The sequence below is a fragment of the Massilia paldalensis genome, assembly GCF_044901715.1.
GTDB lineage: Bacteria > Pseudomonadota > Gammaproteobacteria > Burkholderiales > Burkholderiaceae_D > Telluria > Telluria paldalensis.
Genome location: NZ_JBJCIU010000001.1, coordinates 1,263,979 through 1,288,407, shown reverse-complemented (window position 1 = coordinate 1,288,407; position 24,429 = coordinate 1,263,979). Strand labels below are relative to the sequence as shown.

The window sequence follows — 24,429 nt, the reverse complement described above, 5'->3', positions numbered from 1 at the left end:
CCATGCAATTGCGGACCCTTATCGGCGGCGCTGCCGTCGCCGCCATCGCCGCCGCCGCCGTGCTGGGCGGCCTGTACGCCTGGACCCGGGCGGCGCCGATCGCGCCTGCCGATGCCGCGCCGCCGCCGCCCTCTGCCGCCGTCCTGGCCGCCGGTGCGCGCGTCGTCGCGCTGGGCGACTGCATGGTATGCCACACGGCCGGCGACGGTCCCGCCTACGCGGGCGGCCTGGGACTGCGCACGCCGTTCGGCACCATCTACAGCACCAACATCACGCCGGACCCCGAGACGGGCATTGGCCGCTGGACGCTGCCCGCGTTCCGGCGCGCGCTGCGCGAAGGCACCTCGCGCGACGGCCACCTGCTGTATCCGGCCTTCCCCTATATCCACTATACGCGCATGTCGGACAACGACATCGAACTGGCCTACCGCTACCTGATGACGCGCACGCCCGTCCATGCGCCGGCGCCGGCCAACGACCTGCTGTTCCCGCTGAACTTCCGCCCCGTGCTGGCGTTCTGGAACATGCTGTACCTGCGTCCCGGGACCAGCGATACGCCGGCCAGCCAGGCCACGCCCATCGAACGGGGACGCTACCTGGTCGACACGCTGGGCCACTGCGCCTCGTGCCACAGCGGCCTGAACCTGATGGGCGGCGAGCGCTCGCCCGCCTTCCAGGGCGGCCGCATCGACGGCTGGAATGCGCCCGCGCTGACGCGCCTGGCCGCGGCCGACGCGCCCTGGACCCAGGCGGACCTGGTCGAGTACCTGCGCGGCGGGCTGGCGCTGGGCCACGGCGCCGCCAAGGGCCCGATGCGTCCCGTGACGGAGCGGCTGGCGAGCGTGCCGCGCGAGGACGTGGAAGCGATCGCCGCCTACCTGATGTCGATCCAGGTCGCCCCGCAGAGCCAGCCGGCCGCGGCGCCTGCGGTCAAGCCCGCCGCGGCCATCGTCCCCGGCGACCGTGCCGGCGAGACGCTGTTCGCCGCCGCCTGCGCCGGCTGCCACGCGGCGCCCGCCCCGATGATGCGGCTGGCGGACCGTCCGGGCCTGGCGCGCAGCAGCGCCGTGCTGAGCGGCGATCCCGCCAACTTCGTGCAGACGGTCCTGCAGGGCATCCCCTGGGACAACACGTCGACGGTGTATATGCCGCCGTTTGCCGACACCCTCGACGACAAGCAGGTCGCCCAACTCGCCGCCTACGTCCGCACGGGCCTCGCCGCCAGGCCGGCCTGGGACGACGTCGCCGCCACCAGCGCCAAGCTGCGCAAGGAGAACCAGCCATGAGTACCCGCCTCACCCTGAACGGCAAGGCGCAAGCCCTGCAATCCGATCCCGGCACGCCACTGCTGTACGTGCTGCGCAACGAGATGCGCCTGAACGGCGCCAAGTTCGGCTGCGGCATGGGCCAGTGCGGCGCCTGCACCGTGATCGTCGACGGCAAGCCGGTGTTTTCCTGCGTGACGCCGCTGGGCGCGCTCGAAGGCCGCGCCGTGCGCACGGTGGAGGGCCTCGGAACGCCGCAACGGCCGGGCCGGTTGCAGGCGGCCTTCATCAAGCATCAGGCGGCGCAGTGCGGCTACTGCATCGCGGGCATGATCATGCGTGCGCAGGCGCTGCTGGACAAGGTGCCCCATCCCAGCGACGACCAGATCCGCCAGCACATGCAGCCGAATCTGTGCCGCTGCGGCACGCACCATCGCATCCTGGCGGCGATCCGCGACGTGGCGGATGGAGGCAAGGCATGAACGGTCCGCACCTGAACCGCCGCGCGGTGCTGAAAGGCGGCGCGCTCGTGCTGGGCTTCTCGCTGCTGCCCGTGGCGGCGCGCGCGGAACTGAATGCGCTCGGCCTACCGGCCCTCGTCGACGCGCGCCTTCCCGGCAGCCTGAAGAACACGCCGATGCTGGACGCCTGGATCCGCGTCGCCGCGGACGGCAAGGTCACCGTCTGCAGCGGCAAAGTCGAACTGGGTACCGGCATGCGCACGGCACTGATGCAGATCGCCCTGGAGCAGCTGGAGCTGGCGCCGGCCGACATCGTGTTCATCGGCGGCGACACGCTGCTCACGCCCAACGAAGGATTTACCGCCGGCAGCCACAGCGTCGCGGACAGCGGCACCGCCCTGCTGCACGCGTCGGCCCAGGTGGCGGCCCTGCTGCGCGCCGGCGCGGCGGCGCAGTGGAACGTGGCGGCGGACGGCGTCACGCTGCGCGCCGGCCGCGCCGTCGCCGCCGACGGCCGCAGCATGCACTATGGCGAGGCGGTGAAGGGCTTGCGCGCGCCCGGCCTGCACCGCGGCGCCGCCGCCACGTCGCCGCTGCGCGATCCGGCACGCTACCGCCTGATCGGCAAGTCGGTGCCGCGTGTCGACATCCCGGCCAAGGTCGCCGGCGGCGTGGCCTACGTGCAGGACATGCGCCTGCCCGGCATGCTGCATGCCCGCGTCGTGCGCCCGCCCCGCCCCGGCGCACGCCTGGCCGCGGCCGACCTCGCGGCCGTGCAACGCCTGCCGGGCGTGCGCCAGGTGGTGCGCGATGGCAGCTACCTGGCCGTGCTCGCGGACGACGAGTGGCGCGCCGTGAGCGCCATGAATGCCCTCGCCGCGCAGGCGCGCTGGGAAGGCGGCGCCGTGCTGCCCAGGCCGGAAGAGATCCATGCCACGCTGCAGCACCTGCCCTCGGAAGACCTGGTCATCCTGCAGCGCGGCCGCATCCAGGCTGGCAACGGCCGCAGCGTGTCCGCCCGCTACACCAAGCAGTACGTCATGCACGGGGCGATCGGCCCGTCGTGCGCGGTGGGTCACCTGGCCGACGGCGTGCTGACCGTCTGGACGCACACGCAGGGCGTGTATCCGCTGCGCGCCGCGCTGGCGGAACTGGTGCGCATGCCGCTCGATCGGGTCCGCTGCATCCACACGGAGGGGTCGGGATGCTACGGGCAGAACGGCGCCGACGACGTCGCCGCGGACGCCGCCCTGCTGGCCTGCGCCGTGCCCGGCACGCCCGTGCGCGTCCAGCTGATGCGCGACCAGGAAAACCTGTGGGAGCCGTATGCGCCGGCAATGGTGACGAACGTGCATGCGACCCTCGACGCGAACGGCCGCGTGGACGGGTGGCAGTACGAACTGTGGAGCGGCTCGCACAACGAGCGTCCCGGCAATGCGGGCAAGCTCGTGCCGGCCTGGCTGCTGGCCAAGCCCATCGCGCCATCACGTTCCGAACCGATGCTGCAGCCCGAGGGCGGCGGCGACCGCAACGCGCTGCCCCTGTACGACATCCCGAACGCCCACGTGGTCAACCACTTCCTGCCGGTGACGCCGCTGCGCACCTCGGCCATGCGCTCGCTGGGCGCGCACGTGAACATCGTCGCCATCGAAAGCACCTTCGACCAGCTGGCGCAACTGGCCAACGTCGACCCCGTGCGCTTCCGCCTCGACCACCTGGCCAGCCAGCCGCGCGCGCAGGCCGTCGTCAAGCGCGCCGCCGAGATGTTCCGCTGGCAGCCGGGCGCGAAGCTGGCGCGCAACCGCGGCGTCGGATTCGGATTCGGGCAATACAAGAACCTGATGGCCTACGTCGCCATCGCCGTCGAGCTGGAGTTCGACCCCGACCGCAACGACGTGCGCATCCTGCGCGTGTCCTGCGCCGCCGACTGCGGCCAGGTCGTCAATCCGGACGGCGCCCGCAACCAGCTCGAAGGCGCCATCATCCAGTCGTCCAGCTGGACGCTGTACGAACACTTGCGCTACGGTCCGCAGGGCATCGGCAGCTTCGACTGGAGCAGCTATCCGATCCTGCGCTTTTCCAGCGTGCCGGAGCGGATCGACGTCGACATCCTGGACCAGCCGGGGCAGCCGTTCCTGGGCGTGGCGGAAGCGGCGCAGGGGCCGATGGCGGCGGCGCTGGCGAATGCGCTGGCGCAGGCCAGCGGCGTGCGGCGGCATGATTTGCCGCTGCTGGGGCGGGGATAGCGGGGGCCAAGAGGGAAATCGGGCCCCGGCCTGCGCCGGGGCGACGGTGCAGCAGCCGCCGGCAGTCAGCGCGACGCGGCAGCCGCCTTTGCGCGGGCCACGTGCAGCTTGCGGTAGCTGTCCATCAGGCGATGGTGGCGGTCCAGCCCTTCCAGCCGCATGCTCGTCGGCGTGAGGCCGTGGAAGCGCACGCTGCCGTCCACGGAGCCCAGCGCCGCGTCCATGCGCGCATCGCCGAACATGCGGCGGAAGTTGGCGACGTAGTCGTCCAGCGCCAGCTCCTCGTCAAGCACCACTTCCAGCACCACGTTCATGGCCTGGTAGAACAGCTTGCGTTCGACGGTGTTGTCGTTGTACTGAAGGAAGGCGCCGACGAGGTCGTGCGCATCCTCCAGGCGCTGCAGCGCCAGGTTGATCAGGAGCTTCAGCTCGAGCACGGTGAGCTGGCCCCATTCCGTGTTCTCGTCGAACTCGATGCCGATGAGGGTGGCGATGTCCGAATACTCGTCCAGCTCGTTGTTTTCCAGCCGGTCCAGCAGCGCGGCCAGCGCGTCGTCGTCCAGGCGGTGCAGGTTCAGGATGTCTTCGCGGAACAGCAGCGACTTGTTGGTGTTGTCCCAGACCAGGTCCTCGACCGGATAGACTTCCGAGTAACCGGGCACCAGGATGCGGCAGGCCGTCGCGCCCAGCTGGTCGTAGACGGCGACGTACACTTCCTTGTCCATGTCAGCCAGGATGCCCAGCAGCGCCGCGGCTTCCTCGGCGTTCGCGTTCTCGCCCTCGGCCGTGAAATCCCATTCGACGAAGTCGTAGTCGGCCCGGGCGCTGAAGAAGCGCCACGACACGACGCCGCTGGAATCGATGAAGTGCTCGACGAAGTTATACGGCTCCGTGACGGCATTGCTCTCGAACGTGGGCTGCGGCAGGTCGTTCAGGCCTTCGAAGCTACGGCCCTGCATCAGTTCCGTCAGGCTGCGCTCCAGCGCCACTTCGAAGCTCGGGTGCGCGCCGAAGGAGGCGAACACGCCGCCCGTCTTCGGGTTCATCAGCGTCACGCACATGACGGGATACTGCCCGCCCAGCGACGCGTCCTTGACCAGCACGGGGAAGCCCTGCTCTTCCAGGCCGCGGATGCCGGCCACGATGCCAGGGTACTTGGCCAGCACGTCCTGCGGCACGTCCGGCAGCGCGATTTCCCCTTCCAGGATCTCGCGCTTGACGGCCCTTTCGAAGATCTCGGACAGGCACTGCACCTGCGCCTCGGCCAGCGTGTTCCCGGCGCTCATGCCGTTGCTGGCGTACAGGTTCTCGATCAGGTTGGACGGAAAGTACACGGTCTCGCCGTCCGACTGGCGAACGAAGGGCAGCGACACGATGCCGCGCTCGGCGTTGCCGGAATTGGTGTCGATGAGGTTCGAGCCGCGCAGCTCGCCGTCCGGGTCGTAGATTGCCATGCAGTAGGCGTCGAGGATCTCCTCGGGCACGGCGTCGTCCGGGCCCGGCTTGAACCAGCGCTCGTCCGGATAGTGCACGAACGGCGCGTTGGCGAACTCCTCGCCCCAGTAGGCGCCGGCATAGAAGTGGTTGTTGCTGATGCGTTCGATGTATTCGCCCAGCGCCGAGGCCAGCGCGCTTTCCTTGGTCGCGCCCTTGCCGTTGGTGAAGCACATCGGCGAATGGGCATCGCGGATGTGCAGCGACCACACGTTGGGCACGATGTTGCGCCACGAGGCGATCTCGATCTTGATGCCCAGGTTCGCCAGCAGGCCAGACATGTTGGCGATGGTCTGCTCCAGCGGCAGGTCCTTGCCTGGGATGTAGGTGTGGGCGCCTTCAGGCGGCTGCAGCGTCAGCAGCGCCTGCGCGTCGGCGTCCAGGTTCGCCACTTCCTCGATGACGAACTCGGGGCCCGCCTGCACGACCTTCTTGACCGTGCAGCGGTCGATCGAGCGCAGGATGCCCTGGCGGTCCTTTTCCGAGATGTCCGGCGGCAGCTCGACCTGGATCTTGAAGATCTGCTGGTAGCGGTTTTCCGGGTCGACGATATTGTTCTGCGAAAGGCGGATGTTGTCCGTCGGGATGTCGCGCGTATTGCAGTACAGCTTCACGAAATAGGCGGCGCACAGGGCCGACGAGGCCAGGAAGTAATCGAATGGACCGGGCGCCGAGCCGTCGCCCTTGTAGCGGATCGGCTGGTCGGCAATGACGGTAAAGTCGTCGAACTTGGCTTCGAGACGCAGCTTGTCGAGAAAGTTGACCTTGATTTCCATGATGGCACTCGCCTGCAATACAAAAGCCGGCCAGTATGTCACAACTCGGCGCCGGATCAAAGCCAGACGGCGCTGCTGCACGCCGCCGGAGGCGGTCCGTTGCCTGCACGCCGACCGTGCGCGCATCGCCGGTCAATATCGGATGCTTGCGTGTCGACACCGGCCCGGTGGCTATCCGCCTTCCTGAGTCAACCATTGCGTTGTTCGGTGTGCCCACCCGCCATGCAGCACCGGTTGCCTGCCTGACTACGGGCGCTGCAAGCCGCCGCCCTGACCGTCACGCGACGCCTGGGCTGACGTTGTCCTAGAAATAATACCCCGCCTGCAGATTGATCCTGCGCGTGAACCCGTCGTGCGCCGCCGAGGTCGATGCGAGCCCGCCGCCGTCCGGCGACAGGTACGGGTGGTGCTTGCCGAGCATGAAATCCATGTAGAACGACCACTTCCCGGACGCGAAGCTCAGGCCCGTCACGTTCTGCACGGAGTCCTTGTAGCCGCGGGTCCGCTTGCGCAGCACGCTGTAGTCGTTGTACAGCTTGAAGTCGCCGAACGGACCGAGGCGGCCCGGGATGTCGTAGCTGACGTTGGCGATATGGATGTCGCCGTTCGCCGCCACCGGATAGGGATAGCCGAAGGCGCCCAGCATCACGAAGCTGTTCGGGTCGAGGCCGCCGTAGGTCTGGCTGGCGCCGTGCGCCGTCCCGTAGCGGTAGCGCAGCGATTGCAGCATCAGCTTGAACGGGCCGGCCGCGCCCCGGTAGTGAACGGCGACGGCATGGCGCCGGGTATCCGTGCCGCGGCCGTTGTCGATCGTCCCCGCCAGGCCGGAGATGCCGACCTCGTGCCGGCCGCCGGGCCCGACGTGCCATGCCGCGCGTGCGATCAGCGTGTCGCGCTCGCGGTCGCGCTGGCCCGTGCCGTAGCCCTGGGCATCGTCGTCCGGGACGATGTTGTAGGAGTAGCGGTTCGAGGCGCCGGCCGTATTGCTGCCGCCCCCATAGGAGCCGCCGTCGCGCGGATAGAAGCCGAGCTGCCATTCGAACGGGCCGGGTCGGCTCAGCCAGGTCACGCCCAGGTCGTACTTGTCTTCGAAGCCGGCGTAGAAGGCGATCGACTCGTAGAAATTATTCGACGCCAGCGGCTGCAGGCCGAGCCGGTTCTGGTCCAGCCCCACATGCACTTCGCTCTTGTCGGCGAAACGCATGCCGACCCAGCCGTGATGCAGGAAATGCTGCCAGTAACCGCCCTGCCCCTTGGGAAAGCGGTTGTACCGGTACTGGGCCGATCCGAGCAGGCGTCCATCGTCGTAGTTCACTTCGAGGCGCGCCGTGTCCAGCCCGAAGAAACCGCTGCGGTAATCGTCCTGCCAGCTCTTGTGGACGTAGTTGAAGCGGATCGCGCCGCCCACCGTCAGCGGCGATGCGGGCGCGTCCTCGGCACGAACGGGATTGCCCGACAGTGCACCCGCTGCCGCCAGGAGCGCGCACAGGCAACGCATCCGGCGCAGGGGCCGACGTTGCGTGCTGGTCGTGGTGGTTGGTAGCGGCAATGCGGGGTGTGTACGGGTGTGCAACATCAAATCAGAATTCCTCGGTAACAGTAAGCGTTGGTGAGCGATGGCCAGCGGCGTTGCCGTGGCTGCGGCGGAGTGGGAGCCAGGCGGGCCCGGCGTGCTCGTGATCAGGCGGATGCATCGGCGCGATGCGCAAGCAGGGCGATCGTGCGAATGGTGGAAAGACATGCGCAAACGACATGCGCGAACAACACGCGCGAACGACGGGCGCCGCGTCAGGCAACGGTCGGTCATTCTACCCGCCCACAAAGGTTTGGACAAATGTAGATAATTGTTTTATAATAGCAATCCACCCGGGAGCCGGCACCCATGTCGACTCCCAGCACGGGACGCCGACTGCACAGTTCGACAGCGGCCTCGTCCGTGCACGATTTCCTGGTCGTGGATGGGAAATCATTCTCGGGCCTTGCGCCCACATCATGAATCGTCCGGCGCAGCTGCGCCGGATACCCGGCGCCATGCCAACGCATGGTGCCCGCGTGCTTAAAAGTCCTGTACCCAGCCTCTTTTAACGCGCACATGACGCCCTGGCACCGCCATGCGCCGCCGACAGCGCGTGTTCCGTCCCCTTTCGGCCGCTCGCTTGCGCTGCCGCGTCATTGATTCGCCAACTCGAAGGAGAACCAAAAAGTGGCAAAACAAATCGTCATCGACCAAGTCTTCAAAGTCTTCGGCGACCAGCCGGAGGAAGCGCTGGCGCTCGTCCGCCAGGGCGCCAGCAAGCAGGACATCCTGGCCAGGACCGAATGCACCATCGGCGTGTACGACGCCAGCTTCACCATCGAGGCGGGAGAAATCTTCGTCATCATGGGCCTGTCCGGCTCGGGCAAGTCGACGCTGGTGCGCATGCTGAACCGGCTCGTGGAGCCGACGGCGGGCCGCATCCTCGTCGACGGCAACGACATCAATACCCTGCCGGATGCGGAACTACGCGCGCTGCGCCGCAAGGACATCAGCATGGTGTTCCAGTCGTTCGCGCTGCTGCCCCATGTGACCGTGCTCGACAACACGGCATTCGGCATGGAACTGGCCGGCATTCCGAAGGCGCAGCGCCATGCGCTGGCGCGCCAGGCACTGGAACAGGTGGGCCTTGCCGCCTACGGCGCCAGCTATCCGGACGAACTGTCCGGCGGCATGCAGCAGCGCGTGGGGCTGGCGCGGGCGCTGGCCTGCGATCCGTCGATCCTGCTGATGGACGAGGCGTTTTCCGCGCTCGACCCCATCATGCGCAAGGACATGCAGTCGGAGCTGCTGCGCCTGCAGCAGATCAAGCGCCGCACCATCGTCTTCATCTCGCACGACCTGGACGAGGCGATGCGCATCGGCGACCGCATCGCCATCATGAAGGACGGGCACGTGGTGCAGGTGGGCACGCCGGAAGACATCCTGCGCAAGCCGGCCAACGACTACGTGCGCAACTTCGTGCGCGGCGTCGATACGGCGGCCGTGTTCAAGGCCAGCGACATCGCCCGCAAGAGCCAGATCGTGGTGTCGGAATCGCCGACCCGCGGCTCGCGCGCGGCGCTGTCGATGCTGGAAGAACAGGATCGCGCCTACGCCTATGTCGTCAATCCCGCCAGCAAATTCCTCGGCGTGGTGTCGGTCGATTCGCTGCGCACGGCGCTGGAAGGCCATACGGGTCCGCTGGGCCTCGCGCATGCCTACCTGCCGGACGTGCCGACGATCGATGCCGACGAACCCGTGGCCGGCCTGTTCGGCCAGGTGGCGCAGCTGCCCTACGCGGTGCCCGTCGTGGCCGGCGACGGCAGCTTCCGCGGCGCCATCAGCAAGACCACCTTGCTGAAGTTCCTCGACCGCGACACGCCAGCCATTGCCGAGCAACACACACAGAAAGGACAAGCATGAACGCAAGTAACGCCATGAGCACCATGCCGGCAAGCGCGCCGGCCGCCGAAGGGGCAGCCCAGGTCAACCCCTGGCTGCCGACCCCGCCATCCGATACGTCCTGGCTGGACGCGGCGGCCCCGGCCGCCACGCCCGCACATGCCGGCGGCGTCGACCTGACGCGCATCTTCGATGGCGCCCTGCCGCTGCAGACCTGGATCAACGAGGGCCTGGGCTGGGTCGTCGAACACTTCCGCCCGTTCTTCCAGGCCGTGCGCGCGCCGATCGACGCCACCCTCAACGGCGTGGCCCACCTGCTGCAGGCGGCGCCGTCGCTGGTCGTCATCGCCATCATCGGCCTGCTGGCCTGGCAATTCACGAGCGGCGCACTCGCCATCGGCACCGTGGTGGCGCTGCTGGCCGTCTCGCTGCTGGGCGTCTGGCCGGAAGCGATGATCACGCTGTCGCTGGTGCTGACCTCCCTTGCCTTCTGCCTGGTGATCGGCCTGCCGCTGGGGATCCTCCTGGCCAGCAGCGACCGCGCGCAGAACATGTTGCGCCCGCTGCTGGACGCCATGCAGACGACGCCGGCCTTCGTGTACCTGGTGCCGGTCGTCATGCTGTTCGGCATCGGCAACGCGCCGGGCGTGATCGTGACCATCATCTTCGCCCTGCCGCCGCTGGTGCGCCTGACCAACCTCGGCATCCGCCAGGTCCGCCCCGACCTGATCGAGGCGGCGCGCGCCTACGGTGCCTCGCCGTGGCAGCTGCTGACCCGTGTGCAGTTCCCCCTGGCGATGCCGTCCATCATGACCGGCATCAACCAGTCGCTGATGCTGTCGCTGTCGATGGTGGTGATCGCCTCGATGATCGCGGTCGGCGGCCTGGGCCAGATGGTCTTGCGCGGCATCGGCCGGCTGGACATGGGCCTGGCCACCGTGGGCGGCCTCGGCATCGTGCTGCTCGCCATCACGCTGGACCGCCTGACGCAGGCGATGGGACAGCCGCGCCGCGGCGTGCGCCACTGGTATCAAACGGGGCCCGCCGGCTTCATCCTGCGCCTGGTGCGCAGCAATCCGGGACGTGGCGAAGCGGCCACGCCGAACACTCCCGTTACCGAATAACGAAAATAATCAAGACCAAGGATTTTCATGCATCGACTAGACCACTACCACATCACCCATAAAGCGCAACGCAATTTCAAGCTCGGCTCGATCCTGGCGCTCCTCGCCCTCGTCCTGACCACCAGCGTGGCGATGGCGCAGACGCCGGATGCCGCCCTGCCCGGCAAGGGCATCAAGGTGCAGGCGCTGCAAAGCCCCATCGGCGAAGAGACGTTCCAGACCATGCTGGTCGACCGCGCCCTCGCGCAGCTGGGCTACGAGCCCCAGCCCGTCAAGGAGGTCGACTACCCGACCGCGCACATCGCCATCGCCAACGGCGACGCCACCTTCCTGGCCGTGCACTGGGACCCGCTGCACCAGGACTACTACGACCACGCGGGCGGCGACGCCAAGCTGCTGCGCACGGGCGCCTACGCCGGCCCTGCCGCCCAGGGCTACCTGATCGACAAAGCGACGGCCGACAAGTACCACATCACCAATATCGCCCAGCTGCGCGATCCGAAGATCGCCCGGCTGTTCGACCACGACGGCGACGGCAAGGCCGACCTGACGGGCTGCAATCCGGGCTGGGGCTGCGAGGCGATGATCGAACACCACATGGATGCCTACAAGCTGCGCGCCACCGTCCAGCACGTGCAAGGCAGCTATACGGCGCTGATCGCCGACACCATCGGCCGCTACCAGCGCGGCGAACCGATCCTGTACTACACGTGGACGCCCTACTGGGTCAGCGGCGTGCTGGTGCCGGGCAAGGACGTCGTGTGGCTGCAGGTGCCCTTCTCGGCCAACCCGCAGCACGCGAATACCCGTCTCGCCGACGGCAGCGACTACGGCTTTTCCGTCAACACGACGCGGATCGTCGTGAATCGCGCCTGGGCCGAGAAGAACCCCGCGGCCGTCAGGCTGTTCGAGGTCATGCGCCTGCCGATCGCGGACATCAACGCGCAGAACGAGCGCATGCGCCGTGGCGAGAATACGCAGGCCGACATCGCGCGGCATACGGCCGGATGGATCAAGTTCCACCAGCAGGTGTTCGACGGGTGGATCGCGCAGGCGCGGGCGGCGGCGCAGCGCTGATGCTCGACAGGAGCGGCCTTCGTGGAGAGGAGCTTCAAGAGCTGTTCGTACGCCAGCCGAGGATTGAGCGCGTTGCTTGCTCCTGATGAAAAACCGACGACGAGTCAGCGATCGCCAATCCAGCCTAGCCTAGACAGGTCGGCCATCGACCTATCGTGTCGAACAACTGCTTAAACTGGGCACGTACCGCCAACTATCAATGCTGTTGATCTCCGTATTGCTAGAAGACAGTGTGTAGCCCAATAAGCGGACAAAATTCTCAGGTTCAAGCTGGCACACTTGCGCTCACGGCTTGGCCTTTTTGAGTTCTTCCAAACGGACTACGGACTTGCGTAAGTCTTCCTTGTATCTGTTTTTCAGGTAAAGACCATACGCAGGATCCGAAGGCCCTTTGAAAGAAGCTACTTCATCACGGAAATTCATACTATCCAGTTTCCAGGCGGCAAGACGCGTTTCCTCTGGTGCGGAAACAAGCTCATCAATCAATTTGCGGTTGTTATCGACTAACTCTTCCGCCAATTTTACATACAGTGCCCACCTCTCGCGCATATACTCCTTTGAAGGTACAGGCCAACCCTTCACCTTCCCCGGCCATTGCGGGTGATCCGGCTGCAGGTCAGTGGAAACAACCTCGATGCGGCCATCCGAAATACGCAATACCCACAGCTCGCCCACTTTGCCATTGGCATAAGGCGGCACGTCGACCGTGTACACTTTCTCGACCTCGGGAAGTTCACCTTTGTCATTTTTCGGCAACCAATGCGTGGAGCGGACCCGCACTTTCAGTCCCGCTTTCCACTTGCTCGGCAAAGTAAAGCAACACATGATGCCGCCTGCCGAAAATGGCCCGATGTGTTCTCCTCCACCGATATTGGATTCGTTATCTGGGTCCATTACAACGAACGTAAAAGGATTGGCCGTGTAGTTGACGCCGTGGACGCTCACCGACACCCGTTTCCCTGACTTTGACGATGTAGGATTAGAATGTGACGTGCACCCCAACAGCATCCCCAACAAAGTCATCATTAAGAATCTGCAGTATCTCATCGCATCTCCGATTGCGCGATCAACCAATTCTGGTGACACTTAAAGGGTATTTCGCTCGAGGCATCATTTACATCCCGCCCAGAAACGACTTGATTACTCCCTTGTAAACATTGAACTTGGATGGGAGCTCAGATATATCCGCATCTGCCCAACCTTCATGGCCATTTGCACGCTTGAAGCCCTGGACATTCCCTAATTTATGAACTGCACCGACCGAGGCCACGTTATCGCATTGCCCAAGAAAGTCGAATAAGAAGCCGAAGAAGAGGTTTGTATGGCACGACATTTCGGGCTCGCCACCTTTTATTTTCTCATGTTTAGTCAATCGATCAAGGGCGAGCTTTTCCGCATTGCTGAAAAGGCATTTTGGTCCACGGCTTTAGCATAGCTAATCGGAAAGAAGTCACACAAACTCAAACTCAAACTCAAGGCTACTCCTCCACTAGCTCCTTCAAACGATTTTCGGATCTAATTAGCCCCTCTTGATATCGTTTTTTTAGATACCGATCGTAAGCGGGATCTTCAGGCCCTTTGAATGTCGCGACCTCATTGCGCAGAGACTTATTATCGACTTCCCACGCTTCCTTTCGTGCAGCCTCGGGGGCCGAGTAAAGTTTGGCAATCGAAGCGCGATAACTATCGACGGTCTCCTGCGCCCACTTTATGGCCAAAGCCCGCCTCTCGCGCATATACTCCTTTGAGGGTACAGGCCAACCCTTTACCTTCCCCGGCCATTGCGGGTGATCCGGCTGCAGGTCAGTGGAAACAACCTCGATGCCGCCATCGGACGTACGCAATACCCATAGCTCGCCCACTTTGCCATTGGCATAAGGCGGTACGTCGACCGTGTACACTTTCTCGACCTCGGGAATTTCATCTTTGTCATTTTTCGGCAACCAATGCGTCGAGCGGACTTGCACTTTCAGTCCCGCTTTCCACCTGCTCGGCAAAGTAAAGCAACACATGATGCCGCCTGCCGAAAATGGCCCGATGTGTTCTCCGCCACCGATATTCGATTCGTTATCTGGGTCCACCACAACGAACGGCTTTGTTGCATAAATAAACGATAAGCCTTTGATTTTTCAGTGAATTATAAATTTAGCAGCGAAATTTTTGTTCAATAAAATCAATGACTTGCGGATTTATGCAACAAAGCCACAACGAACGTAAAAGGATTGGCCGTGTAGTTCACGCCGTGGACGCTCACTGACACCCCTTTCCCAGACCTTGACGATGTAGGATTAGAATGTGACGTGCACCCCAACAGCACCCCCAGCAAAGCCATCACTAAGAATCTACAGTATTTCATCCCATTTCCGATCGCGCGATTAACCAATTCTGGTAACACTTAAAAGGGCTTTTCGCTCGAGTCCTCATCCACGTTTAAATATCATCAGCAACGACGCGATTACTCTCTTTTCAACATTGGACTTGAAGCGGGGCCCAGATACCTTTACGGAAGAGGTAGGCGCATACCGATATTTCCTCGCCGCCATGAAATTTTCTTCTAGGAAGACGCAAGTTCAATTTCCTAAAAATAACTAGCAGAAACTTGCGCTTAGGGCTCCTCCTTCATCAACTGTTCGAGCTCGATTTGGGCAGCTCGCAGGCCCTCACCATATTTATTCCTCAAATACAGAGCGTATGCGGGATCTAGCGGACCTTTGAATGCGGCAACCTCGTCCCGCATGTACTTACTGTCAACTGCCCAGGCGTCTTTTCTAGCAGCCTCCGGCGCCTGCTCCAGCTTACCAATTAACCGACGATACGTTTCAACTGCCTCTTTCGCTAATTCAGCCTGTAGTGCCCATCTTTCGCGCACATACTCTTTCGAAGGGACAGGCCAGCCCTTGACCTTTCCCGGCCATTGCGGATGATCTGGTTGCAGATCGGTGGAAACGACTTCGATACCTCCATCGGACGTACGCAGTACCCACAGTTCGCCTACTTTACCGTTCGCGTAAGGCGGTACGTCGACCGTGTAAACTGTCTCGACTTCGGGAAGCTCGCCTTTGTCATTTTTCGGCAGCCAGTGCGTCGAACGCACCTGCACTTTCATTCCCGCTTTCCACTTTTTCGGCAAAGTAAAACAGCACATGATGCCGCCCGCCGAGAATGGTCCGATGTGTTCTCCACCGCCGATATTGGATTCGTCACTCGGATCCACCACGACGAACGTGAAAGGATTGGCCGTGTAGTTGACGCCGTGGACGCTCACTGACACGCCTTTCCCTGACGCTGACAATGCACCATCTGGATGTGACGTGCACGCCATTAGCGTGCCCAACAAAGCCATCATTAAGAATTCACGATATTTCATCCCTTCTCCAGTTGCGCGGCTAATTGATTTTCAATGACAATCAGCATGCATTGTCGGTCGAGGCGCCTCAAGCTTTGAATATCTCCGGTCATATCAAAACTAAGGGCAAACGCCACCCTCAATGTGCAAGTCAGCGATACGACAACCTGGAAAATTTGATCCTTGCCGTTATTGCTACCCGCTGCGCCAGGCCCGACGGAACCGCGCTGGCGACAACGGCGAGGCCCGCATCGATATTCGCGATTCTAGCCGGGGCTGGCAGTCGGTGATCGCGCAGCAATCATGCCTGCAAAGTGCGGACCACGGCAGCACGTATATCCCAGCCATGCCTGGCGAGGCACGTGCGCCCCTCCGAGGCCGCCGGATTTCGGGCATGCGCAGGATAAAACGATATTGGCGGATCGTTCAGTATCCGCACCCAGATAGTTGCCTAGTCCCGCAGGAAAGGGCGCGCGCGCCGTGGTCAACCGACCTTGTCGATGATGCAGGCTGAAATTGTATGCCGACGACAGCGTGGCCTGGCTGGCATCGCCTAATCCTGTTTCTTCACCAGCCCGTGCTTCACGGCGAACAAGACCAGGCCGACGAGGTCCCTCACGCCCGTGCGCTCCATGATTTGCGCGCGGTGGGCGGCGATGGTCTTTTCGCTCAGGTCGAGTTCGAACGCGATCTCCTTGGTCGACTTCCGGTTGGCGATCATCGTCAGGATCTGCTGCTGGCGCGCCGTCAGGAAGCTGAGCGGATCCGCCACGGTCTTGGGCCGGACGAAGCGGTCGATCATTTTTTTCGACACGGCCGGGCTCAGGTAGTTATCGCCGCGGACGACGGCCTGCAGTGCGATGCTCAGTTCCCCCGGCGCCGATTCCTTCACCAGGTAGGCGGACGCGCCCCGCTGCAGCGCCTCGGCCACCAGTTCTTCGGACGCGTGCATGCTGAGGATGACGACGCGCGTCGCGGGACTGGCTTCCATGGCCGGCGCCAGCAAGTCCAGGCCGCTCTGCTCCCCGATCGTGATGTCGGCCACGAGCACGTCGGGCCGATGCTGGCGCACCAGCTCGAGGGCTTCCGCATTGGTGCTGGCTTCGCCGACGACCCGGAAGCCGTCGATCTGGTTGATCAGGTTGGAAATACCGGCTCGTACCAGCGCATGGTCATCCACCAGAATCACGTTCATGCTTGTTCTCCACGAATTGCAGGGGCAGGGTCGCCGTGATGCGCGTTCCCCGTCCGGGCGCGCTGTCCACGTCGAAACTGCCTCCCAGCAGCTGGATGCGTTCGCTCATGCCGGCGAGGCCGGCGCGGCTGCTGCGCGCGGCATGCTCGCGCCAGGAGGCGGCATCGAAGCCGCGGCCGTCGTCGCGCACGATCAGTTCGAGCTCGCGGCTGTCGGCACCGCTATTGATTTCGACCACCACGTGGCGCGCGCCGGCATGGCGGACGATATTGGTCAGGCTTTCCTGGACGATCCGGTACACGCTGATCTCGAGGATCGGGGCAAGCCGCGGCGGCAGGCCCGCATACTCGAAGATCCAGTCCGGCCCGCCGTCGAGTTGCCGGACCAGCAGTTGCCGCACCGTGGGTTCGAGCCCGAAGAAATCCAGGCCGGGCGGCCGCAGCGATACCGACAGGTCGCGCACGAGCCCGACGAGCGACGTCATCTCGCGCTCCGCCTGCTCCCACAAGGCCAGCGCCTCCCCCGCGTGGACATGGGGACGCGTGCGGTACAGCAGCAGGTTCAAGGCCGTCAGGCGTTGCCCCAGCTCGTCGTGCAGCTCGCGCGCCAGGGCCTTGCGTTCGCTTTCCTGGGCGTTGATCAGGTCACGCGAGAGGCGGGCCATGTCGCGCCGCTTGCGCTCGAGCCGTTCGATCAGGCGCGCGCGTTCGCCCGCCGTATGCTCCAGTTCGGCGAACAGGCTTTGCTCGCGCGTGACGTCATGCTGCACGCCGACGAAATGCGTCACCTCCGCGCCCGCCAGCCGCAGCGGGAACAGGTACAGCTTGTTCCAGAACATCTCTCCCGATTTACGGTAATTGCGCAGCAGGCATTCGCAGGACGCTTGTTCCGCGACCGCCTTGACGATCACGTCGCGGGCCGGCTGGTCGCGATCCTCGTTCTGCAGAAATCGGCAGTTCCGTCCAAGGACGTCGCGCAAGGCGTAGCCCGTCATGCGCTCGAACGACGGGTTGACGAAGACGATCGGCGCGTCTGTCGCCGTGGCATCGGTGATGACGATCGACGAGTTGCTGGCACTCACGAAGGCCAACAGCACGCCGTATTCGTCCGGCAAGGAATGCGGTTGAGTCATCGGATGTCTGGTGAGCGATCGATGGCTCCATGCTAGTAAAAACCGCGTGAGGTCGTCGCGCGCCAGCACACTGGACGGCACGCGGCGCGACGCCGTGCGCCGTCCCCGGTCGCGAGAGCGCGTGTCTTGCCGACCACGCCGGTGATGCGCTATGATTTGGCAAGGCTTTGCAGCATGAAGCCGAACGACAGCCGGAAGCTGTCGCCGCATACAGCTTGCGCGCACGTTGAAGCCACTTCATCCCTTGTGCACGCATCCACCCTTTCCAGCAACGGGCCATGCATCTCGCCATCGAACAAGCCGTCACGCCTGCACGCGCCCTGTCGCGGCTGACCCGCTTCGTGGTCATGGTCTGCATCGCCCTGTTCACGTTCCAACTGCTGGCGGCCGCCGCCCATCACCACGAGGACGGCAAGGTCAAGCACCATTGCGCGGCCTGCCACACGGCGGCGCCGGTCCTCGGGGACGTCCCGGCCACGCCGCCCTTGCTGCTCGCCGTCTTCCTCGCAGCCGTCTACCTGCTGGCGCGCGCGCCGGATTCCATCCTCGTCGTTGCACCCGCCTACCTGATGCCGCCCGGCCAAGGGCCGCCATCGCCCCTCCTGTCGCTGTCCTGATCCGCACCCACCTGGTTCGCCGGCGCTGACGCGCGCGCCGTTCCCGTACGAGCACTGCTCGTAGGCCTTCTGTCGCCGTTCCCGTTCGTCCTCGAACCGAATGGTGGCAGCGCGCCTGCGCGCGCATACCGGACGTCCTGGTGGTGCAGCCCATTCGCTTGACCCGACGCGCCGCCGCACGGCGCATCGGGTGCGCCTTCGCGCGCACCAACAACGCCCCAACACGATGAGCTTCGATCCATCGCGCGCCACCATGGCGCGCTGCCTTGCCGCGCCTGTCCTTGCCGACACTGCGGCCGACCCGCCACGCGCGCGGCGTCATCCCGCCGCCGCATCCGACCACCGACTCTCTACATGGAGACCTGTTTGACTACGACTACCACCATCGACGCCGCCCTCGCGGCGACGGGCGTCGTCGCCGGCTACGGCCGCAAGACAATCCTGCACGGCCTCGACCTGCACGTACGCGCCGGCGAGATCTACGCGCTGCTGGGCGCGAACGGCGCCGGCAAGACCACGACCCTGAGCCTGTTCCTGGGCTTCCTCGCGCCGTCCGCCGGCCAGGTGCGGGTACACGGCACGGACCCGGCCGCGCATCCCGAGGCGGCGCGCCGGCTGCTCGCCTACATTCCGGAAAACGTCGCGCTGTACGAACACCTGACGGCGCGCGAGAACGTCGCCTACCTGCTCGCCCTCGCGGGACAGGCGCCGGCGGATGCCCCGATCGACGCCTCGCTGGCGGCCGCGGGACTGGCTGCGGACGCGTTCGACCGCCGCGTCGGCGGATTCTCGAAAGGCATGCGCCAGAAGGTGGCGATCGGCCTGGCGCTCGCGCGGCGCGTGCCCGTCCTGCTGCTCGACGAGCCCACGTCGGGCCTGGATCCGCAGGCCACCGCGGAATTCAACCGTTTGCTCGGCGTGCTGCGCGGCCAGGGCGTGGCCGTGCTGATGGTGACGCACGACCTGCTGGGCGCCGCCGATGTCGCCGACCGCATCGGCTTCCTGGACGCGGGACGCCTGGTCGAGGAAGTGGCCGCCACCGGCGCCGACCGTTTCGACGTGCGCACCCTGCACCGCCGCTACGGAGGGCAGGCCGCATGAACATCGCCATCCGCATCGCCCGCGACGAGTGGCGCTGCCTGTTCCGCGACCGCGCCGCCGTCGCGAGCCTGGCGTTGCTGATCGTGCTGACGCTGCTCGCCGTGCTGAACGCCCACGAGCACCAGCGCAGCGTCGCCGCCGAACGCGCCCATTATCAGGCCGAGGCGAACCATGCGTTCGAAGCGCAGCCTGACCGCCATCCGCACCGCATGGTGCACTTCGGTCACTTCCTGTTCCGTCCCCTCAATCCCCTGGCCGCCTTCGATCCCGGCATCGACGGCTATACCGGCAACACCATGTTCCTCGAAGGGCACCGCCAGAACAGCGCGAACTTCGGCGACGTGCGCCAGCATTCGCTGCTGCTGCGCTTCGGCCAGCTGACACCCGCCTTCGTGCTGCAGGTACTCACGCCGCTGCTGCTCGTGTTCTTCGGCCACGCCGGGGTCGCGCGTGAGCGCGAGTCCGGCACGCTGCGCGTGCTGCTCGCGCAGGGCGTGCGCAGCCGCGAGCTCGTGCTGGGCAAATGGCTTGCCCTGGCCGGCTTCGCTGGCCTTGCGCTGGCGCCTGCGCTGCTGGGCCTGGCCTGGCTGGCGGCGAGCGGCCAGGCGGCGTGGCCGCCCGTGCTTCTGCTCGGCGCCGCCTACGCCGGCTGGCTGGCGCTGTGGACGCTGGCCGTGGTGGCGGTGTCCACGCTGTGCCGGCGCGGCCGCGACGCCTTGCTCGCGCTGCTGGCCGTATGGGCGCTCGTCGTCGTCATGGTGCCGCGCTGGGCGCCGGACGTGGCGAACACCGTCGTCGCCCTGCCGAGCCGTGTCGAGGACAACATCCACGTGCAGCGCGACTATCTCGCGCTGGGCAACGCCCACGATCCGGCCGATCCGAAGTTCGCCGCCTTCCGCGCCAGCCTGCTGCAGCGCTACGGCGTATCGCGCATCGAAGACCTGCCCGTCAATTACAAGGGCCTCGTCGGGATCGAGGGCGAGCGCCAGTCCAGCGCCCTGTTCGGCCGCTACGCCGACGCTGCGTTCGACCGCCAGCAGCGGCAGGGCGCCGTGGTCGACGCCTTCGCCTGGATCAGTCCCACGCTGGCGTTGCGCCGGCTGTCGATGACGGCCTCCGGTACCGACCTCGCCGCCCACCGCCGCTTCCTCGAGCAGGCCGAGGGCTATCGCTACGACCTCGTGCAAGGACTGAATCGTCTGCAGGCGCAGGAGTTGCGCTATGCGGACGACACCAACCCCGACAAGGAGAATCGCGTGTCACGCACCCACTGGAAGGCATTCCCGGAATTCCACTACGCCCCGACGCCGCTGGCGGACACCGTGCGCACGGCGCTGCCGGCCGGCCTGGTGCTGCTGGCCTGGATCGGCGCGGCCGGCGCGCTGGCATGGTGGCTGGCGGCTCGCCTGGGGAGGGCCGTGCGATGAGCGCCCTTTCCTTCGAACTGCGCCTGCTGTGGCGCTCGCGCGCCAGCATGGCGGCGCTCCTGCTGCTGTTGCTGCTGTCGTCGCTCGCCGTCTGGTCGGGGTTGCACGAGGTCGCGCGCCAGCGCCAGACGATCGCCCGCGTCGGCCCCCTGAACGAGCAGGACGTCGCGGCCGTGGCGCGCACCCGTGGGGACAGCCCCAATGGCGGCGAGGCCGCCTACTACACGTTCTACACCACGGCCGACCCGCCCTCCGACGCCGCCTTCCTGGCGATCGGCATGCGCGATGTCTCCCCCTACGTGCTGCGCGTGCGCGCCCTCGGCCTGCAGGCACAGTTGTACGACGGCGAGACGTTCAATCCCGAGCTGGCGCTGGCGGGACGGTTCGACTTCGCGTTCGTCCTGATCTACCTGGCGCCCCTGTTCGTCATCACGCTCCTGCACGACGTCGTGTCCGGCGAACGGCAAGCCGGGCGGCTGCGCATGCTGCTGGCGCTGCCGCACGGCGCGCGCTCGTGGCGCCGGCGCGTGCTGCTGCGCGGCGCGCTGGTGTTCGCCTGCCTGGCGCTGCCCGCCTGCGTCGGCATGCTGGCCGCGTCCACCGGCGCGGCCGTCGCCGGCGTCGTGCTGGCCACCACGGCCGCCTACCTCGCCTTCTGGACGGGGATCTCGCTGCTCATCGCCTCGCGCGGCTGGCGCTCGGTGGCCAACGCCACCGCGCTGATGGGCGCCTGGGCGATGCTGACGCTGGTGCTGCCCGCGCTGGCCAACGTGATGCTGACGCGCGCCGTGCCCGTCCACCAGGGCGTGGACCTCATGATGGCCCAGCGCCAGGCCGTGCACGGCGCGTGGGAAGTCCCGCGCGAGGAAACGATGCGCAAGTTCTTCGCCGGCCATCCGGAATGGCGCGACACGGCGCCGCTGCCGTCGCGCTTCCACTGGAAATGGTATTTCGCGTTCCACCAGCTCGGCGACGAGAGCGTCGCGGCCCAGGCGCGCGACTATCGCGCGGGACTCGCCGCGCGCCAGGAATGGAGCGAGCGGCTCGGCTGGCTGCTGCCCGGCGTCGGCGCCCAGGCCGTCCTGCATCGCCTGGCCGGCAGCGACCTGCCGGCGCAACTGGCCTACCAGGACCGCATCGCCGCCTTCCACCGCCGCATCCGGGAATTCTATTACCCCTACCTGTTCAACGACCGCCCGTTCCGGGCGGACGACTACGCACGGCGGCCCGTTTACGACGCGCGTCCCGCCGACGCCGCGTATCCGACGGCAGGCATCGCCGCGCTGTGCGCGCTGGCCGTGCTGGTGTTCGCCTGGGGACTCGCGCGCCTGCGCCGTCTCCGCGTGGCCTAGCGCACACCGCCCAATGACAAACAACCCATTCAAGCAACCGGAGTACCGATGACGTTCCCTTCCCGCCTCACTCTCCCGCCAGTGCGCATGCGTGCGCTTCCCCTGGCGGCCCTGATCGCCTGCGCCGCCGGCCACGTCCTTGCCGACGACGATCCACCCGACGGCAGTACCCACGTCGTCGAAGTCAAGGGCAGCAAGGATGGCGATGACCGCACGGCACCCGGCCTCGGTGCGCGCGCCCTCCCCGGCAGCGTGACCACCGTGACGGCGCAGGACATCGCCACGCTGGATGTCGGCCGCGACATCTCCAACATCTTCAAGCGGGTGCCCGGCGTCGTCGCCCACAACATCGACCAGGGCGATACGGGCAACGGCTTTCGCATGCGCGGCTTCGCCACCCAGGGCACCCACGGCGCCGACACGGCCATCTACATCGACGGCGTGCCGCAGAACATCCCGTCCAGCCAGGGGGGCGCGGGCCACGGCCCGGCGTTCCTCGAATGGATGACGGCCGACATGGTCGGCACGGTCGATGTCATCAAGGGCCCCGTCTCCGCCCTGTTCGGCGACCAGAACCGCGCCGGGTCGGTGGCGATTTCCACCCGCGAGGGCGGCGCCGAGACGCCATCCAGCGCCGCGCTGACCGTGGAGAGCTACGGCGGACGGCGCGCATCGCTGGTGCTGTCGGGAGAGTACGGCAAGGTGCGCTCCCTGCTCGTGGCAGACCGCTACCTCAGCGACGGCTTCCGTCATGGCGCCAACAACAAGCGGGCGAACCTGTTCTGGAAGCTGTCGACGACCATCGGTGACGGCATCTACAGCCTGCGCGCGAATTATTACGAATCCGACTTCGCCGGCGCCGGCTACCTGTCGCTGCCGGCCATGGAGGCCGGGCTCGACCCGCATGCGACCATGTACGGCCTGCCCGGCTTCGGCGACGCGCACCGCAAGACGGTGGTGTTCAACCGCCGTCCGGCCTCCAGCGAGGCGGGCTGGTTCGCCACCGCCTACGCCGAGGATTTCCAGCGCAGCCGCGCGATCCAGACCAGCCCCGTGCTGCATACCTACGGCTACGACGACCGCGACATCGCCGGCGCCCGCCTGGGCACGACCTGGAACGTCGGCGCGGACGGCATCCTGACCATTGGACTCGAGGCGCGCAAGGACCGGGGCATCGCCTACCGCCGCCAGTACCAGTCCCGCCAGCCGACGGCGCGCTACGTCAACAGCCAGGACCTCGACCTGCTCACCTACGGCGCCTTCGCCCAGGGCCAGTACCGCGTGCTGCCTTATCTGAAGCTGCATGGCGGCATCCGTTACGACCGCTTCGACTACGACATCGCCAACCTGAAGCTGCCGGCGGCCAGCACGGACTACCGCAGCGCGGTGGTCACGCCCAAGTACGGCGCCATCTGGAGCACGATGCCCGACCTCGACTTCTTCGCCAACGTCGCGCAGGGCTTCCGTTCCCCGGCCGCCGAGCAGATCAGCGCCAGCGGCAGCCTGGGACCGCTGGGCGCCGCTGGCGGCAGGAGCAATACCGGCATCGAACCGAGCAAGGTCCGCTCGCACGACGTCGGTGCCAACGCGCGCCTGGGCGATGACTGGACGCTGTCGGGTGCCGTCTACGACATCAAGAACGACGACGAGATCGTCAATACGGCACCCGACGTCTACGTGGCATCGGGCCGCACGACCAGACGGGGATTCGAGTTCGACGTGCGCTACCAGGCGAGCCGCGCCTGGAGCGCCTACCTTAGCTATGGCCGTATCCTGCGCGCGCAGCTGGACAATCCGGCGCCCGGCACCGGCGCCCTCCTCTCCGTCCCCGCCCACACCTGGAAAGGCGGCGCGCAGCATCGCCGTGCGCTCGGACCCGGCATGCTGACGGTGAACGGCGACGTCTACGTCACCGCGCGCAATCCCTATTACATGGGCAGCCCGCTCGTCCGGCGCGACATGCCCACCTTCGTGCGCTACGACGTGAAGGCGACCTACGACGTCGGCAAGCTGCAGGGCTCCGTCTTCTTCGCGCTGCAGCCGCACGAGTTTGCCAGCGACATCGCCTACGGCAGCGCGGCGGGCCTGCTGGTGTCGACCGTGCCACGCATGCAGGGAGGCGCCTCGTTGCGATACTATTTCTGATGAGCGAAGCGGGCCAGGCGAATCGTTCGAAAGCTCGCTGAGGCGGGCTGCTTGCCGGCCGCCGGCTTCACCCGCCTCGGCGGCCGTCACCGGCACGTGCGCATGTGGTACGTGCCGAATCGCAATGTAATTGACACAAGAATGCAAATCGGCCAGACTCGTCACCGTTGATGTTAGCGCTATATCTTTAGTGATATAGGATGTTACCAAACAGCCCGATTCCGATGCACCCTGTCGCCGCCCCTGTCTGCCT

At 65.8% G+C, this 24,429-nt stretch carries 18 protein-coding genes; 11 read left to right on the top strand and 7 right to left on the bottom strand.

The window, feature by feature from the left end:
- Positions 1–2 precede the first annotated feature (2 nt).
- The 3 genes from ACI1V7_RS05725 to ACI1V7_RS05715 are packed head-to-tail and all read left to right on the top strand — an operon-like array spanning position 3 to position 3,972.
- Positions 3–1,286: a c-type cytochrome gene (locus ACI1V7_RS05725; RefSeq protein ID WP_404530778.1), complete on the top strand. Its 1,284-nt coding sequence runs from the start codon at positions 3–5 to the stop codon at positions 1,284–1,286.
- Positions 1,283–1,747, top strand: coding sequence for a (2Fe-2S)-binding protein (locus ACI1V7_RS05720; protein WP_404530777.1), 465 nt, complete (start codon positions 1,283–1,285; stop codon positions 1,745–1,747). Before ACI1V7_RS05725 ends, ACI1V7_RS05720 begins: the two co-directional genes overlap by 4 nt.
- A complete protein-coding gene (locus ACI1V7_RS05715; RefSeq protein WP_404530776.1) occupies positions 1,744–3,972 on the top strand; it encodes a molybdopterin cofactor-binding domain-containing protein in 2,229 nt (742 codons plus the stop codon). Before ACI1V7_RS05720 ends, ACI1V7_RS05715 begins: the two co-directional genes overlap by 4 nt.
- A gap of 65 nt (positions 3,973–4,037) precedes the next feature.
- On the opposite strand, the gene ACI1V7_RS05710 is transcribed toward ACI1V7_RS05715, so the two are convergent.
- Together ACI1V7_RS05710 and ACI1V7_RS05705 are read right to left on the bottom strand one after the other, a co-directional pair.
- On the bottom strand, positions 4,038–6,242 hold the full coding sequence (locus ACI1V7_RS05710) for an OsmC domain/YcaO domain-containing protein (RefSeq protein ID WP_404530775.1): 2,205 nt from the start codon (positions 6,240–6,242) through the stop codon (positions 4,038–4,040).
- Positions 6,243–6,546: 304 nt separating this feature from the next.
- Positions 6,547–7,740 carry a hypothetical protein gene (locus ACI1V7_RS05705; protein ID WP_404530774.1) on the bottom strand — a complete coding sequence of 398 codons (1,194 nt, stop codon included), beginning with the start codon at positions 7,738–7,740 and terminating at the stop codon, positions 6,547–6,549.
- A gap of 705 nt (positions 7,741–8,445) precedes the next feature.
- Here ACI1V7_RS05705 and proV point away from each other — a divergent pair.
- The 3 genes from proV to proX are packed head-to-tail and all read left to right on the top strand — an operon-like array spanning position 8,446 to position 11,861.
- Entirely contained in the window at positions 8,446–9,681 is a 1,236-nt protein-coding gene (proV, locus tag ACI1V7_RS05700) for a glycine betaine/L-proline ABC transporter ATP-binding protein ProV (RefSeq protein WP_404530773.1), read from the top strand.
- Complete coding sequence (gene proW / locus ACI1V7_RS05695; protein ID WP_404530772.1) at positions 9,678–10,784, top strand: glycine betaine/L-proline ABC transporter permease ProW; 1,107 nt, start codon at positions 9,678–9,680, stop codon at positions 10,782–10,784. The genes proV and proW overlap by 4 nt, the downstream gene beginning before the upstream one ends.
- Positions 10,785–10,811: 27 nt before the next feature.
- On the top strand, positions 10,812–11,861 hold the full coding sequence (gene proX / locus ACI1V7_RS05690; protein WP_404530771.1) for a glycine betaine/L-proline ABC transporter substrate-binding protein ProX: 1,050 nt from the start codon (positions 10,812–10,814) through the stop codon (positions 11,859–11,861).
- A gap of 285 nt (positions 11,862–12,146) precedes the next feature.
- Here proX and ACI1V7_RS05685 read toward each other — a convergent pair whose 3' ends face one another.
- The 5 genes from ACI1V7_RS05685 to ACI1V7_RS05665 form a co-directional block, all read right to left on the bottom strand.
- The gene (locus ACI1V7_RS05685) at positions 12,147–12,887 is read right to left on the bottom strand and encodes a DUF3304 domain-containing protein (protein ID WP_404530769.1); all 741 of its coding nucleotides are present in this window, start codon (positions 12,885–12,887) and stop codon (positions 12,147–12,149) included.
- Between the two features lie 452 nt (positions 12,888–13,339).
- Entirely contained in the window at positions 13,340–13,942 is a 603-nt protein-coding gene (locus ACI1V7_RS05680; protein WP_404530767.1) for a DUF3304 domain-containing protein, read from the bottom strand.
- A gap of 524 nt (positions 13,943–14,466) precedes the next feature.
- Positions 14,467–15,228 (bottom strand): DUF3304 domain-containing protein, encoded by a 762-nt coding sequence (locus ACI1V7_RS05675; protein ID WP_404530766.1) that lies wholly within the window; start codon positions 15,226–15,228, stop codon positions 14,467–14,469.
- A gap of 532 nt (positions 15,229–15,760) precedes the next feature.
- Positions 15,761–16,402: a response regulator gene (locus tag ACI1V7_RS05670; RefSeq protein ID WP_404530765.1), complete on the bottom strand. Its 642-nt coding sequence runs from the start codon at positions 16,400–16,402 to the stop codon at positions 15,761–15,763.
- Complete coding sequence (locus ACI1V7_RS05665) at positions 16,380–17,534, bottom strand: PAS domain-containing protein (RefSeq protein WP_404530764.1); 1,155 nt, start codon at positions 17,532–17,534, stop codon at positions 16,380–16,382. Before ACI1V7_RS05665 ends, ACI1V7_RS05670 begins: the two co-directional genes overlap by 23 nt.
- Before the next feature lie 278 nt (positions 17,535–17,812).
- Between ACI1V7_RS05665 and ACI1V7_RS05660 the strand changes: the two genes are divergently transcribed.
- The 5 genes from ACI1V7_RS05660 (at position 17,813) to ACI1V7_RS05640 (ending at position 24,176) form a co-directional block, all read left to right on the top strand.
- A complete protein-coding gene (locus ACI1V7_RS05660) occupies positions 17,813–18,151 on the top strand; it encodes a hypothetical protein (RefSeq protein ID WP_404530763.1) in 339 nt (112 codons plus the stop codon).
- 366 nt (positions 18,152–18,517) lie between these two features.
- Positions 18,518–19,252 (top strand): ABC transporter ATP-binding protein, encoded by a 735-nt coding sequence (locus ACI1V7_RS05655; protein WP_404530762.1) that lies wholly within the window; start codon positions 18,518–18,520, stop codon positions 19,250–19,252.
- A complete protein-coding gene (locus ACI1V7_RS05650) occupies positions 19,249–20,679 on the top strand; it encodes an ABC transporter permease (protein ID WP_404530761.1) in 1,431 nt (476 codons plus the stop codon). The genes ACI1V7_RS05655 and ACI1V7_RS05650 overlap by 4 nt, the downstream gene beginning before the upstream one ends.
- The gene (locus tag ACI1V7_RS05645; RefSeq protein ID WP_404530760.1) at positions 20,676–22,031 is read left to right on the top strand and encodes an ABC transporter permease; all 1,356 of its coding nucleotides are present in this window, start codon (positions 20,676–20,678) and stop codon (positions 22,029–22,031) included. The genes ACI1V7_RS05650 and ACI1V7_RS05645 overlap by 4 nt, the downstream gene beginning before the upstream one ends.
- A gap of 87 nt (positions 22,032–22,118) precedes the next feature.
- Positions 22,119–24,176: a TonB-dependent receptor gene (locus ACI1V7_RS05640; protein ID WP_404530759.1), complete on the top strand. Its 2,058-nt coding sequence runs from the start codon at positions 22,119–22,121 to the stop codon at positions 24,174–24,176.
- Positions 24,177–24,429: the final 253 nt, after the last annotated feature.